Annotated in this window: 14 protein-coding genes; 10 read left to right on the top strand and 4 right to left on the bottom strand. The window is 52.6% G+C overall.

Going from position 1 to position 12,806, the window contains the following annotated elements; all coding sequences use genetic code 11:
* The first annotated feature begins 181 nt into the window (after nucleotides 1–181).
* The 7 genes from aroK to trpS all read left to right on the top strand — a co-directional run bounded on the left by aroK (nucleotide 182) and on the right by trpS (nucleotide 6,488).
* On the top strand, nucleotides 182–703 hold the full coding sequence (gene aroK, locus ABRZ28_RS22955; RefSeq protein WP_239784401.1) for a shikimate kinase AroK: 522 nt from the start codon (nucleotides 182–184) through the stop codon (nucleotides 701–703).
* A gap of 52 nt (nucleotides 704–755) precedes the next feature.
* Nucleotides 756–1,841, top strand: a complete 1,086-nt coding sequence (aroB, locus tag ABRZ28_RS22950) for a 3-dehydroquinate synthase (protein ID WP_319606363.1) — start codon at nucleotides 756–758, stop codon at nucleotides 1,839–1,841.
* A 147-nt stretch (nucleotides 1,842–1,988) separates the two neighbouring features.
* Nucleotides 1,989–2,960 carry an SPOR domain-containing protein gene (locus ABRZ28_RS22945; protein WP_330521671.1) on the top strand — a complete coding sequence of 324 codons (972 nt, stop codon included), beginning with the start codon at nucleotides 1,989–1,991 and terminating at the stop codon, nucleotides 2,958–2,960.
* Nucleotides 2,961–3,039: 79 nt separating this feature from the next.
* Nucleotides 3,040–3,852: an adenine-specific DNA-methyltransferase gene (dam, locus tag ABRZ28_RS22940; RefSeq protein WP_319606365.1), complete on the top strand. Its 813-nt coding sequence runs from the start codon at nucleotides 3,040–3,042 to the stop codon at nucleotides 3,850–3,852.
* A 260-nt stretch (nucleotides 3,853–4,112) separates the two neighbouring features.
* Nucleotides 4,113–4,790, top strand: a complete 678-nt coding sequence (gene rpe, locus ABRZ28_RS22935) for a ribulose-phosphate 3-epimerase (RefSeq protein ID WP_330521670.1) — start codon at nucleotides 4,113–4,115, stop codon at nucleotides 4,788–4,790.
* Nucleotides 4,783–5,487, top strand: a complete 705-nt coding sequence (locus ABRZ28_RS22930) for a phosphoglycolate phosphatase (RefSeq protein WP_330521669.1) — start codon at nucleotides 4,783–4,785, stop codon at nucleotides 5,485–5,487. Before rpe ends, ABRZ28_RS22930 begins: the two co-directional genes overlap by 8 nt.
* Nucleotides 5,484–6,488: a tryptophan--tRNA ligase gene (gene trpS, locus ABRZ28_RS22925; protein ID WP_330521668.1), complete on the top strand. Its 1,005-nt coding sequence runs from the start codon at nucleotides 5,484–5,486 to the stop codon at nucleotides 6,486–6,488. Before ABRZ28_RS22930 ends, trpS begins: the two co-directional genes overlap by 4 nt.
* Before the next feature lie 105 nt (nucleotides 6,489–6,593).
* Here the strand turns inward: trpS and cysG are convergent, their stop codons facing one another.
* Complete coding sequence (gene cysG, locus ABRZ28_RS22920; RefSeq protein WP_330521667.1) at nucleotides 6,594–7,973, bottom strand: siroheme synthase CysG; 1,380 nt, start codon at nucleotides 7,971–7,973, stop codon at nucleotides 6,594–6,596.
* Between the two features lie 505 nt (nucleotides 7,974–8,478).
* Here cysG and ppiA point away from each other — a divergent pair.
* Nucleotides 8,479–9,048 (top strand): peptidylprolyl isomerase A, encoded by a 570-nt coding sequence (gene ppiA, locus ABRZ28_RS22915; RefSeq protein ID WP_319606370.1) that lies wholly within the window; start codon nucleotides 8,479–8,481, stop codon nucleotides 9,046–9,048.
* A 171-nt stretch (nucleotides 9,049–9,219) separates the two neighbouring features.
* Here the strand turns inward: ppiA and crp are convergent, their stop codons facing one another.
* Nucleotides 9,220–9,852: a cAMP-activated global transcriptional regulator CRP gene (gene crp, locus ABRZ28_RS22910; RefSeq protein ID WP_004090925.1), complete on the bottom strand. Its 633-nt coding sequence runs from the start codon at nucleotides 9,850–9,852 to the stop codon at nucleotides 9,220–9,222.
* A 319-nt stretch (nucleotides 9,853–10,171) separates the two neighbouring features.
* Between crp and ABRZ28_RS22905 the strand changes: the two genes are divergently transcribed.
* Nucleotides 10,172–10,579 carry an OsmC family protein gene (locus ABRZ28_RS22905; protein ID WP_319606371.1) on the top strand — a complete coding sequence of 136 codons (408 nt, stop codon included), beginning with the start codon at nucleotides 10,172–10,174 and terminating at the stop codon, nucleotides 10,577–10,579.
* A 65-nt stretch (nucleotides 10,580–10,644) separates the two neighbouring features.
* Here the strand turns inward: ABRZ28_RS22905 and ABRZ28_RS22900 are convergent, their stop codons facing one another.
* Together ABRZ28_RS22900 and ABRZ28_RS22895 are read right to left on the bottom strand one after the other, a co-directional pair.
* A complete protein-coding gene (locus ABRZ28_RS22900) occupies nucleotides 10,645–11,514 on the bottom strand; it encodes a phosphoribulokinase (RefSeq protein ID WP_319606372.1) in 870 nt (289 codons plus the stop codon).
* 224 nt (nucleotides 11,515–11,738) lie between these two features.
* A complete protein-coding gene (locus ABRZ28_RS22895; protein WP_319606373.1) occupies nucleotides 11,739–11,975 on the bottom strand; it encodes a YheU family protein in 237 nt (78 codons plus the stop codon).
* 205 nt (nucleotides 11,976–12,180) lie between these two features.
* Here ABRZ28_RS22895 and ABRZ28_RS22890 point away from each other — a divergent pair, with 205 nt between their 5' ends.
* Nucleotides 12,181–12,783, top strand: a complete 603-nt coding sequence (locus tag ABRZ28_RS22890) for a LysE family translocator (RefSeq protein ID WP_319606374.1) — start codon at nucleotides 12,181–12,183, stop codon at nucleotides 12,781–12,783.
* The last annotated feature ends 23 nt before the right edge of the window (nucleotides 12,784–12,806 follow it).

Raw genomic sequence — 12,806 nt, 5'->3', positions numbered from 1 at the left:
ATATTCCCCCGCGATGGGGCGTGTGGCATTTTATTCGGTTGCCAAACTACCCTGAGTATTGAGATAATTTTTTGTCTGATTCTCGCACTATCGCTCATGAGGTTTCAGTTTAGGTCCCGTCGCTGGGTTGATTGGCGGGGCGGGTTATCATTAACGAATTGTCTTAGTAATACCAAAAAACATGGCAGAGAAACGCAATATCTTTCTGGTTGGGCCTATGGGTGCCGGCAAAAGCACTATTGGCCGTCAGTTAGCTCAGCAACTCAATATGGAGTTTTTCGACTCCGATCAAGAAATTGAGCGACGCACCGGGGCTGATGTGGGCTGGGTATTCGATGTGGAAGGCGAAGAAGGCTTCCGCGATCGTGAAGAGAAAGTCATTAATGAATTGACGGAAAAGCAAGGCATCGTGCTGGCGACAGGCGGTGGTTCCGTCAAATCACGCGAGACACGCAACCGTCTTTCGGCGCGTGGGGTAGTCGTTTATCTGGAAACGACGATTGAGAAACAACTGGCCCGCACGCAGCGCGATAAGAAACGTCCGTTACTTCAAGTTGAAGCGCCTCCGCGCGCTGTTCTGGAAGAGTTGGCGAGAGAGCGGAATCCGTTGTACGAGGAGATCGCCGATATCACCATTCGAACCGATGAACAAAGCGCTAAAGTCGTTGCTAACCAGATTATCAATATGCTGGAAAGTAACTGAAAGTAATACATCATCTGCATTGCGCAGGTTTTGAACAGGTTATTAAACGAGCATGGAAAGAATTACCGTAACATTAGCCGAACGAAGTTATCCGATCACGATAGCCGCCGGATTGTTTAATGATTCGGCTTCTTTTATGCCGTTGAAAACAGGGGAACAGGCCATGCTGGTGACCAACCAGACATTGGCTCCTCTCTATCTTGAACATGTTCGCCGCGTGCTTGAGCAAAACGGCGTGCATGTCGATCAGGTTGTTTTGCCAGACGGCGAGAAATATAAATCCCTGGCCGTGCTGGATCAGGTTTTTACCGCGTTGCTGACTAAACCCCATGGCCGCGATACGACGATTGTCGCGTTAGGCGGCGGCGTGATCGGCGATTTGGCGGGGTTCGCCGCGGCGAGCTATCAACGCGGCGTGCGCTTTATCCAGGTGCCGACCACGCTGCTGGCGCAGGTCGACTCTTCCGTCGGCGGTAAAACCGCGGTGAATCATCCGCTGGGTAAAAACATGATCGGCGCTTTTTACCAGCCGGCATCGGTTGTGGTCGATTTAAATTGTCTGAAAACGTTGCCCGCGCGCGAATTATCCTCCGGTCTGGCGGAAGTCATCAAGTACGGCATTATTCTGGATCGCGATTTCTTTCTCTGGCTGGAAGAACATATTGAAGCCCTGCGCGCCTTGGATCATGATGCGCTGGCTTACTGCATTCGCCGTTGCTGTGAATTGAAAGCCGCGGTGGTTGCCGCCGATGAACGCGAAGGCGGCATGCGGGCGTTGCTCAACCTCGGGCATACCTATGGGCATGCCATTGAAACGGAAATGGGATACGGCAACTGGTTGCATGGCGAAGCGGTCGCCGCGGGGATGGTGATGGCCGCGCATGCCGCCCGGCGTCTCGGTCAGTTTTCGGCCGACGATATTGCGCGCGTCACCTCTCTGTTGGTTCGGGCCGGCCTGCCTGTCAGCGGGCCGGCGCAGATGTCGCCGGAATCTTATCTTCCCCACATGTTGCGTGATAAGAAGGTGCTGAACGGCGAGTTACGTCTTGTGCTGCCGACATCCATCGGTCAGGCTGAGATCCGCGGCGGCTTGGCGCACGATCTGGTGCTGGCGTCTATAACTGATTGTCTTGCATAGGCGCTTTTCTTTATTGTTAACGGTGAATGTGTTAACGACAGATAAGTGCTGATGGTTTATGGTTAATAAAATACAATGCGTTATGAATTGATAATTCGCGCCGGGGATGAGGTTGCGAATTTTAGCCTTTCAGTTGGGGGGTTTTAGATGGATGAGTTTAAGCCGGAAGATGAGCTGAAGCCTGATACCAGCGACCGTCGACCAACACGTCAGCAAAAAAGAAGCAGCAGTTTTTCCGTACCGAAAATCACGCTTTCCAGACAACACCTGATGATTGGTATCGGGGTGCTGGTATTGCTGTTGTTGATCGTGGGTATTGGTTCCGCCTTGCGGGCGCCTTCTCATCCGCAGTCTTCTCAGCCTCAGAGCCCATCCGCCGGCGAAAAGAGCATCGATCTCTCTTCATCGACGCCCATGACGCAGGGTGCGGAAACGCCAACGCCTGTCGATACCGTTTCAAACGCCGCCGGACAGCAGCCGCAAACGTTGAGCGCGCCGCCTATTTCCGGTACGCCGACGGAAGCTCAGCCCCAACCTCCGGTAAGCGGTCAACAACGTATTGAGTTGCCTGGCAATATCACCGACGCGCTTGCGCAGCAGCAGGGGCGTGTTAATGAATTTTCTCAGGGCGCGGCAGGCGCCTCAACGCTGCCGACGGCGCCGGCGACGGTAGCGCCGGCGGCCAAAGCGCCGGTCGGCAAGCCGGCGCACGGCAACGGCGGCAATTCCGCCGCGCACAGCGGCCATGCGACGCATGCGGCGAGTAAACCGGCGGCGCCGAAAGCCGCCGCATCAACCGCGGCGAATAAGCCCGCGGCTGCCGGCCCCGCCGGGGCAGGGAGTTCGATTCAAAATGCGCCGGCCAGCCACTTTACTTTGCAACTGAGCGGCGCTTCTCGACCGGATACGCTGAGGGCTTACGCGCAACAACATAATTTGGCCCATTCGTGGGTTTATGAAACTAAACGCGACGGAAAATCCTGGTATGTGTTAGTGAATGGAGTCTATGCTTCTTCTACGGAAGCAAAGCGGGCGATAGCAACGCTGCCTGCTGATGTGCAAGCGAAAAAACCATGGGTTAAGCCGATCCGTCAGGTGAAGCAGGACTTGAATAAGTAACGCCAATTTTAGCCCTGATGTGCTGTCTGACACAGAGTACAATCCGCGGCTCTGAAAAGTATGAGTAACTAACGACGGCATGAAAAAAAACCGCGCTTTTTTAAAATGGGCTGGTGGTAAATATCCGCTGGTGGAAGAGATTCGTCGCTATTTACCCGCAGGAGACTGCCTGATTGAGCCGTTTGTTGGTGCGGGCTCTGTCTTTCTGAATACAGAGTACGACAACTATATATTGGCTGATATTAATAGCGACCTTATTAATCTTTATAACATCGTCAAGTCAAATGCAGACGATTTTATTCGCGACTCCCGCAAGCTTTTTACTGATGAAGTGAATACGTCAGAGACTTTCTATTTGCTGCGCCAAGAGTTTAATCTTTGCACTGACGCCTATCGGCGTGCGGTGCTGTTCCTTTATCTAAACCGGCACTGTTATAACGGTCTGTGTCGTTACAACATGCGCGGCGAATTTAACGTGCCGTTCGGCCGCTATAAAAAACCTTATTTCCCGGAAGAGGAAATTCGCTGGTTTGCTTTTAAGGCCAGAAGCGCGACGTTTGTTTGTGAGCATTATCAGCAGACCTTGATCAACGCTGCGCCCGGTTCGGTGGTTTATTGCGATCCTCCCTATGCGCCATTATCCGCGACCGCGAATTTTACGGCTTATCATACCAATAATTTCAATACCGCCGATCAGCAGAATCTGGCGCGCCTGGCGCATCGTCTGTCGGTTGAGAATCAGATCCCGGTGCTGATTTCCAATCACGATACGCTGCTGACGCGCGAGTGGTATCAGGAAGCGTCTCTCTATGTGGTAAAAGCGCGCCGGACGATTAGCCGCAATATTCTGGGGCGGAGTAAAGTAAACGAGCTTTTAGCCTTATATTGTTGATAACGGTATTGTTGATCGTGGTTATGTGAATCGGATCGCAACCGGTTGTAAGCTGAGTAGAGTGATAACGAGATAAAAAGATCGACTGGAAGCAGGTTGTTCAACAGCGCGCATACCCGGTGGACTTCAAGCTGTGCGGTCGGACTGATACGCTAGCGGCCTGGAAAATGCGGGTATAGTTTAAAGAACCTCGCTGAACGGGATGATTAAACAGGCATCTCAGGCAGCAGGAATTCAGACTTTATCGTTTGGAGAAGCGAATGAAACCGTTTTTAATCGCCCCGTCTATTCTGTCGGCCGACTTTGCCCGGCTTGGCGAAGATACCGCTAACGCACTGTCGGCAGGCGCCGACGTGGTTCACTTCGATGTGATGGATAACCACTATGTACCCAATCTGACGATGGGGCCGCAGGTGTTGAAATCACTGCGGGATTACGGCATCACGGCGCCGATCGACGTGCATTTGATGGTAAAGCCGGTTGACCGGATTATTCCCGACTTCGCCCAGGCGGGCGCCAGTTTCATTACGTTTCACCCGGAAGCTTCTGAGCATGTCGATCGTTCCCTGCAACTGATCAAAGATCACGGCTGTAAGGCCGGTCTGGTGTTCAACCCCGCCACGCCGCTCAGCTACCTTGATTACGTGATGGATAAGCTGGACATTATTTTGCTGATGTCGGTTAACCCCGGATTTGGCGGGCAGTCATTCATTCCGTCCACGTTCGATAAATTGCGTCAGGTGCGCAAGCTGATTGACGACGGCGGCTATGACATCCGTCTGGAAGTGGATGGCGGCGTGAAGGTCGACAATATCGGTGCGATTGCGGCGGCGGGCGCCGATATGTTTGTCGCGGGCTCCGCGATTTTCAACCAGCCTGACTATCGCGCGGTGATTGACCAGATGCGCGGCGAACTGGCGAAGGTGGCGCATGAATAATACTTTGTCCATTCGGGGGCTGGCGTTTGACCTGGATGGCACGTTGATCAACAGCGTGCCGGGCCTGGCCGCCGCGATCGATTTAGCGTTGCAGGCGCAATCCCTTCCCGCCGCGGGTGAAGCGCGGGTCGCCGCCTGGATCGGCAACGGCGCGGATATTATGGTGGAGCGCGCGCTCACCTGGGCCGGCGTGGAGCCGACGCCGCAGCGCATCCGTACTACCCGCGAGATGTTCGATAGCTATTATGCGCAAACGGTCGACAGCGGCAGCGAGCTGTTTCCCCAGGTGAAAGAGACGCTGGCTCAACTGGCCGCGCAACAATTGCCGATGGCGATCGTGACCAATAAACCGACGCCGTTTGTTGCGCCGTTACTGGCATCGTTGGGCATTGACGCGTATTTTTCCCTTATTATCGGCGGTGATGATGTCATCGCTAAAAAGCCGCATCCGGCTCCCCTGTATCTGGTATTGGGCAAGTTGGGATTGCGCGCGAGCGAATTGCTGTTCGTCGGCGATTCTCGTAATGATATTCAGGCATCCCAGGCTGCCGGCTGCCCATGCGTCGGCATGACCTATGGATATAACTATGGTGAAGCGATCGAGTTGAGTCATCCGGATATTGTGCTGGACCGTTTTGCCGATTTATTGCCCCTCGTCGGGTCGTCATCTTCAAAAAATCAGGAAGCATTAGTATGAGCAAGCCCATTGTATTTAGCGGAGCACAACCGTCTGGTGAACTGACCATTGGTAACTACATGGGTGCGTTGCGTCAGTGGGTCAATATGCAGGATGACTACGATTGCATCTACTGTATCGTCGACCTGCACGCCATCACCGTGCGTCAGGATGCGCAACAGTTGAGAAAAGCCTCGCTGGATACGCTGGCGTTGTATCTGGCCTGCGGCATCGATCCGCAAAAGAGCACCATCTTCGTTCAGTCGCATGTCCCTGAGCATACCCAACTGAGCTGGGTGCTGAACTGCTACACCTACTTCGGCGAACTGAGCCGTATGACGCAGTTTAAGGATAAATCTTCGCGCTATGCCGAAAATATCAATGCCGGTCTGTTTGATTACCCGGTGCTGATGGCGGCGGATATTCTGTTATATCAAACCGCGCAGGTGCCGGTGGGCGAAGACCAGAAACAGCATCTGGAGCTGAGCCGTGATATCGCCCAGCGCTTTAACTCGCTTTACGGCGATATTTTCCGGGTTCCCGAGCCGTTTATTCCGAAGTCGGGCGCTAGGGTGATGTCTTTGCTGGAACCGACCAAAAAGATGTCCAAATCGGACGATAACCGCAATAACGTTATCGGCCTGCTGGAAGATCCTAAATCGGTGGTGAAGAAAATCAAACGCGCGGTGACGGACTCGGATGAGCCGCCCGTCGTGCGTTATGACGTGGTGAATAAAGCGGGGGTTTCCAACCTGCTGGATATCCTGTCTGCGGTAACCGGTAAAACCATTGCCGAACTGGAGCAGGAATTCAGCGGCCAGATGTACGGCCACCTCAAAGGCGCGGTCGCCGATGCGGTATCCGGCATGCTGACGGACTTGCAGGCGCGTTATCACCACTTCCGCAATGACGAGGCCTTATTACAACAAATCATGCGTGACGGGGCGGAAAAGGCCAGCGCGCGCGCGCTGGAAACGTTGAAGAAAGTGTATGAAGCGGTTGGGTTTGTCGGCCGCCCGTAACCCCTCGCGCTGAAGGCTAAAAAAGGGCTGGCGATATTCTCCAGCCCTTTCGCTTTTCTCCCATTACCGCGGCAGCGGCGGGAACACATCCATCCGGGATGGGGTTCATTCCGAACGCTGAGTAAACCAGTTCAGTTTCTCTCTCAGACCGACAACGTCGCCGACAATGATCAAGCTCGGACTGACGGCCTGTTTTGCCAGTTCCCCAAGTTGGGAAAGCTGTCCGGTGAACACCCTCTGCGTCGCGGAAGTGCCGTTTTCGACCAGCGCCACCGGTACGGTCTCCGGGAGTTTCTGTTCTATCAATTTCCGCTGAATATAATCAGCCTGCTGAAGCCCCATGTAAAACACCAGCGTTTGTCTTTCGGCTGCCAGGCTAGCCCAATCGAGCTCGGTGTTATGTTGGACGTGGCCGGTGATTAACCGTACGCCTTGCGAGTAATTGCGGTGCGTCAATGGAATGCCGCTATAGGCTGAACAACCGGATGCGGCGGTAATTCCCGGCACCACCGAGAACGGGATCCCGGCTTGTTGCAGATGTTCCAGCTCTTCGCCGCCGCGGCCGAATATGAACGGATCGCCGCCTTTCAAGCGTACAACCCGTTTTCCCGCCAGCGCTTTTTCCTGCAATAGCTGATTAATCTGTTCCTGGGGAATGCAGTGATGCCCCAACTGTTTACCGACAAAAATACGCTCGGCATCGCGCCTGATCAGGTTAAGCACGCCTTGCGACACCAGACGATCGTAAACCACGATATCGGCCTGTTGCAGTTTCTGTAAGCCTTTCAGCGTTAACAGACCGGCATCGCCAGGACCGGCGCCCACCAGCGTCACTTCGCCTCTGTCATCGAGCGGTTCGGAGAACAACTGCTCGGTGAGCTGCTGGACGCTGGCGGTATCGTTATTGGCCAGCGATTGCATCAGCCGATCGTGGATAAACAGTTTTTCCCAGAAACGCCGGCGGGTATCCGATTTTCTGAAGCGGTTTTGCACGCGTTGACGCAGTTTCCCGGCAAAGGCGGCCAACTGACCCAGATGCAGCGGCAGGAGGCTTTCCAGTTTTTCACGCAATATCCGCGCCAGTACCGGCGCGCTTCCTCCGGACGATACGGCGACCATCAGGGGAGAACGGTCAATAATGGAAGGCATAATGAAGCTGGCGCTCTGAACGTCATCCACGCTGTTGCAGAAAATTTGTTGCTGACTGGCGTAGTCGTAAACTTGTTGATTGGTTTCACGATCGTCAGTGGCGGCAATCACCAGCCATGTGCCGGTTAACAGTTTGGGATCAAAGCAACCCTGCGCCAGCGTCACCCGCTTTTGGTCCTGCCAGCGGATAAATTTCTCGTTGAAACTGATGGCGTTCACCGTAAGAATGGCGCCGGCATCCAATAATAACCTGGCTTTACGTTCGGCCACTTCTCCACCGCCCACCAATAAACAAGGCTTATCGCGTAACTGACAGAATATTGGCAGGAAATCCATGTGGTGCCTCTTGGTAAATTTAGGTTGATAAAACCGCCTGCCGTCGGGACGGAATACGGAGGAGCGATGTCGATGGTGATAGTTTATCCGCCGTCAGCGATGGATAAGGTTTCAGTGACACACTGCCGTTGTTAACCTGGATGTCCTCATCTGCGGCGGGTGGGGACTCATTTTGCAGGCCGCGACCATCATATAGGCGAAATTGCTGTTTTTTCAATGGGCTGGTGACCAATAATTCACTGGACGTTGGTATCGGTATCCCAGCATGGCCGCGGATTGAACCGAAAGGCGTTCTATTATTCGAAATACCTGTTCAGGCGACATCACCGGCAGACATGCCGCTTCTTTCTCATGCGATAAGGTCGGCATAACGCCGCACGGTATTTAACAATGGGTTACGGTATGCCGGCCATACGTAAAAAAAAGTAAATGGGTGGCGCTAAGGAGTGCGGATACATACAATCACTACGCTTTCTGTAGTCGATTTCTTCAAAAAGGAATTCTCATGCTCAAACGTACTCTGGTTGCGGCAGCAGCCTTTATATCACTCACTGCTTTTTCTCCAGCGTTTGCTGCTTCCGGCACCACGCATGTTTTACTGACCACATCGGCAGGAAATATTGAACTGGCGTTGGATAATCAAAAAGCACCGGTTTCGGTGAAGAATTTTGTCGAGTACGTTAATAGCGGTTTTTATAACGGGACGACGTTTCATCGGGTTATCCCCGGCTTCATGATTCAAGGGGGCGGTTTCACCAGCGATATGAAGCAGAAAGCGACCAACGCGGCGATCGTTAACGAAGCGGATAATGGGTTACGCAATCTGCGCGGCACTATTTCGATGGCGCGTACGGCGGAAAAAGACAGCGCCACCAGTCAATTCTTTATCAACGTGGCAGACAATGCGTTTCTCGATCACGGTCAGCGCGATTTCGGCTATGCGGTGTTCGGCAAGGTAGTCAAAGGCATGGAGGTGGCGGATAAAATTGCCCAGGTGCAGACTGAAAACGTCGGCCCGTATCAAAATGTGCCCGCCAAACCGATTGTAATCCAGTCAGCGAAAGTCCTGCCCTGATTGGATTCCCGAACCAGCCTCCCTTCTCATATTGAGCGGATTTGATAAATTCGCTCAATTGAATTGGGATTGTTTATTTTTGAATAATAATATTATCGTTGATAAATATATCGGATAAAAAAAAGCGTGAGAAAATCTCACGCTTTTTTGTCGTCGGGTAATTATTGTGGTTTAGCGAGTGCCGTAAACCACAATGGTTTTACCATGTGCGGAGATCAAATTTTGGTCTTCTAACATTTTAAGTATCCGCCCTACGGTCTCGCGTGAACAGCCGACAATCTGGCCGATTTCCTGACGCGTGATTTTTATTTGCATGCCGTCCGGGTGGGTCATGGCATCCGGTTGTTTCGCCAGGTTCAACAAGGTCTGAGCAATACGCCCCGTTACGTCGAGGAAAGCCAAATTGCCGACTTTTTCTGAAGTCACTTGCAGTCTGCTGGCCATCTGAGCCGACAGGCGCATCAGGATATCGGGGTTAACCTGGATCAGTTGTCGGAATTTTTTATAAGAAATTTCAGCAACTTCACACGCTGTTTTCGCCCGCACCCAGGCGCTGCGCTCCTGACCTTCCTCAAACAGGCCGAGTTCGCCGATAAAATCGCCCTGATTCAGATAAGAAAGAATCATTTCCTTGCCTTCTTCATCTTTGATCAGCACGGCGACGGAGCCTTTCACGATGTAGTAAAGCGTCTCTGCTTTTTCACCTTGGTGAATAAGCGTACTCTTCGATGGGTACTTGTGGATATGGCAATGAGAAAGGAACCATTCAAGAGTCGGGTCTGTTTGCGGTTTGCCGAGAACCATTCGATATCATCCTCTGTTGTCAGTCACTGCGCAATTCACAGGGCTCAGAGTTCCCTGTACGGCGTATTTACTGTTAAAAGTTCAAATTCAGTGTAGGCAGAACGACGTCAGGGAATATACTGGAGCCTTTATTTGGCGACGTCATCATCTCCCCGGCATCTGAGTTTGTCCAGAATAAGGCAGATACTGTTCTTGTTTTTAACACAGCTTGAAGGACGTGTCTTGTGTTGTCTCACTTCAGCATGATAAAGCTCTGGTTATCAGATGATTTTGTACAGTAACGATATAAATTTTCAAAAATTTTTTAGCGGAGGGTACCATGCAGGCTCGAGTGAAGTGGGTTGAAGGCTTAACATTCCTTGGCGAATCATCTTCCGGACATCAGATTTTAATGGATGGAAATTCGGGGGATAAAGCGCCAAGTCCAATGGAAATGGTATTGATGTCGGTGGGCGGATGCAGCGCGATTGATGTGGTGTCCATATTGCAAAAAGGGCGCAACGATGTTGCCGACTGCGAGGTTAAACTCACGTCGCAGCGGAAAGCGGAGGCGCCGCGTCTGTTTACCCATATCAACCTGCATTTTATCGTCTCCGGCAAAGGGTTGACCGAGAAAGCCGTAGAACGCGCGGTCGCGCTGTCTGCGGAGCGCTATTGCTCCGTGGCGCTGATGCTGGCTAAAGCGGTAGAGGTGACCCACAGCCATGAGGTCCGGGAATTGGCATAACCGCGTTGAACCGGAGCAGGCACGGTAGCGACCTGGTTTCTGCCGCCGTGCTTTTTTTCGAGCGACTATTCGATTTTCTTCCCTTCCAGCAAACGCTGAACCAATGGCGCCATAATTAATTCCATCGCCAGACCCATCTTCCCGCCCGGCACGACCAGCGTGTTGATATGGGAAATAAACGATCCCTGCAACATCGCCAGCAGATAGGGATAATCAATATTGTCCAGCCCCTGAAAATGGATCACCACAAAGCTCTCGTCCAGCGAAGGGATGGATTTGGCCGCGAAGGGGTTGGAGGTGTCCACGGTGGGAACCCGCTGGAAGTTGATATGGGTACGTGAAAACTGCGGCGTAATGTACGAGATGTAATCATCCATCGAACGGACGACCGAATCCATGACCGCTTCGCGCGAGTGGCCGCGTTCATTCACATCACGGATCAGTTTTTGAATCCATTCCAGGTTGACGATAGGCACCACGCCGACCAGTAAGTCGACATGCTGCGCCACGTTGTGCTGGTCGGTCACCACGCCGCCGTGCAGTCCTTCATAAAACAGCACGTCGGTCGGTTCGGGCATGGGTTCCCACGGCGTGAATGTACCGGGTACCTGATTGTAGGGAATGGCTTCATCATAGGTATGAAGATATTTACGCGTTTTCCCTCGCCCGTGCCGACCATATTCGATGAAGGATTGCTCCAGCAGGCTGAAATCATTGGCCTCCGGGCCGAAATAGCTGATATGACGGCCAAGATCTCGCGCCTTGCGAATTTCCATATCCATTTCCGGCCGGGTATAACGGTGAAAGCTATCACCTTCAAGCTGGGCGGGGCGCATGTTCAGTTGATGAAAGATCTTGTGAAAGGCCAGACTGGTTGTTGTGGTTCCCGCGCCGCTGGAGCCGGTCACGGCAATAATCGGATGCTTATGCGACATAAGACGATTTACTCCGTCATGGTGGCGAATACGCCATCAAAAAAGAAAAGGTATCAGACGGGGCCGACCTCCGCGACGAACCCCGCCGGGATCTGTCGCTCTGCCGCCCGGCGGTTCATCTCGGTCTGGCTGCGATAGGGAATGTCGTCAACCTCAGGCTGTTTTCATCGTTGTTAGCATGGTCTGTAATACAGATACATCTTCTTTTAGTGCTTTGCCAGCGCTTAGTGAGGGGGATGCCCGCCCGCATTAAACTGACGGCGCGGCATGATGTTAATTGTTTCATGCAACTCAGACCATACCAGCACGACCTCGCCTGATTCCAACTGCCGGCGCACATCAGCGACTTTCTGTTGCAGCGTCCGTTCTTGCTCGCCGTAATCCGTTCCTTCCCGGAGAACGAAAGATTCGATGAGATTTTCCAGTGTTTCGGGTTCGAGTTGTTGCCAGGGAATAATCACGATTGTTTGTCCAGAAATTGAGTAAGCCAGGCTGGAATGCGCTTCTCAAGCCGGGCGGAAAGCGTCATACGTAATATGAATAAAAATATTGGTATCCGAACTTGTGCGATTAATATCACACTGTTAGCTTCAATGCTGCCGCTTAACAATGCATTCGTGACCAACTATACCGCAAAAACGCTTCAGGGTGAGGGGCACCCGTTACATGGAACTGAGCTTGTTTCTGTCGATGTTAGGTTTTCTCTGGGTTGCCGCCATTACGCCAGGCCCGAACAATATGTTGCTGACCACGTCCGGCGCCAATTTTGGTTTTTTCCGCTCTTTGTGGTTGATGATTGGCATCATGTTTGGCATGCAGAGCATTTTATTGCTGGTGGCATTTGGCGTAGGCAGCCTGATCCTCATCTATCCCTCTTTGCATTTCATGCTGAAAGTGCTTGGCAGCTTGTATCTGCTTTGGCTGGCGTGGAAAGTCGCCACCGCCGCTTACGAAAAGCTGGAAACCCTGGACGCGCCGCCGCGGCCGATTCGGTTTTATCAAGGGTGGCTGCTGCAATTCCTCAATCCCAAAGCCTGGCTGATGGCGTTGGGGGCGGTAGCCAGTTTTAGCCTGCCGGGGAGGGAATATCATCACTCGGTGGCGGCGATAAGTCTTGGCATCGTACTGGTGAATCTGGTCGCCGGCGCGATATGGCTCGGATTCGGCACTCTGATCGGCCGTTTGTTGCGCAGTAAAAAAGCCTGGATTATCTTCAACGTCTCGATGGGATTGCTGACGGCCGCCTGTGTCTTGCTGATTTGGCATTAGTCATTCGGCGCGGACCGATAATC

Source organism: Brenneria sp. g21c3 (assembly GCF_040240345.1).
Taxonomy (GTDB): domain Bacteria; phylum Pseudomonadota; class Gammaproteobacteria; order Enterobacterales; family Enterobacteriaceae; genus Brenneria.
Note: the sequence above shows the minus strand (reverse complement) of the source record. Positions and strands in the feature narration are given on the sequence as shown.

Bases quoted from the DNA above. Each gene is read 5' to 3' on its own strand.
- cysG (WP_330521667.1), bottom strand. From the start codon at position 7,973: ATGGATTTCCTGCCAATATTCTGTCAGTTACGCGATAAGCCTTGTTTA.
- aroK (WP_239784401.1), top strand. From the start codon at position 182: ATGGCAGAGAAACGCAATATCTTTCTGGTTGGGCCTATGGGTGCCGGC.
- crp (WP_004090925.1), bottom strand. From the start codon at position 9,852: ATGGTTCTCGGCAAACCGCAAACAGACCCGACTCTTGAATGGTTCCTT.
- dam (WP_319606365.1), top strand. From the start codon at position 3,040: ATGAAAAAAAACCGCGCTTTTTTAAAATGGGCTGGTGGTAAATATCCG.
- ppiA (WP_319606370.1), top strand. From the start codon at position 8,479: ATGCTCAAACGTACTCTGGTTGCGGCAGCAGCCTTTATATCACTCACT.
- ABRZ28_RS22945 (WP_330521671.1), top strand. From the start codon at position 1,989: ATGGATGAGTTTAAGCCGGAAGATGAGCTGAAGCCTGATACCAGCGAC.
- ABRZ28_RS22900 (WP_319606372.1), bottom strand. From the start codon at position 11,514: ATGTCGCATAAGCATCCGATTATTGCCGTGACCGGCTCCAGCGGCGCG.
- ABRZ28_RS22930 (WP_330521669.1), top strand. From the start codon at position 4,783: ATGAATAATACTTTGTCCATTCGGGGGCTGGCGTTTGACCTGGATGGC.
- ABRZ28_RS22905 (WP_319606371.1), top strand. From the start codon at position 10,172: ATGCAGGCTCGAGTGAAGTGGGTTGAAGGCTTAACATTCCTTGGCGAA.
- trpS (WP_330521668.1), top strand. From the start codon at position 5,484: ATGAGCAAGCCCATTGTATTTAGCGGAGCACAACCGTCTGGTGAACTG.
- ABRZ28_RS22890 (WP_319606374.1), top strand. From the start codon at position 12,181: ATGGAACTGAGCTTGTTTCTGTCGATGTTAGGTTTTCTCTGGGTTGCC.
- aroB (WP_319606363.1), top strand. From the start codon at position 756: ATGGAAAGAATTACCGTAACATTAGCCGAACGAAGTTATCCGATCACG.
- rpe (WP_330521670.1), top strand. From the start codon at position 4,113: ATGAAACCGTTTTTAATCGCCCCGTCTATTCTGTCGGCCGACTTTGCC.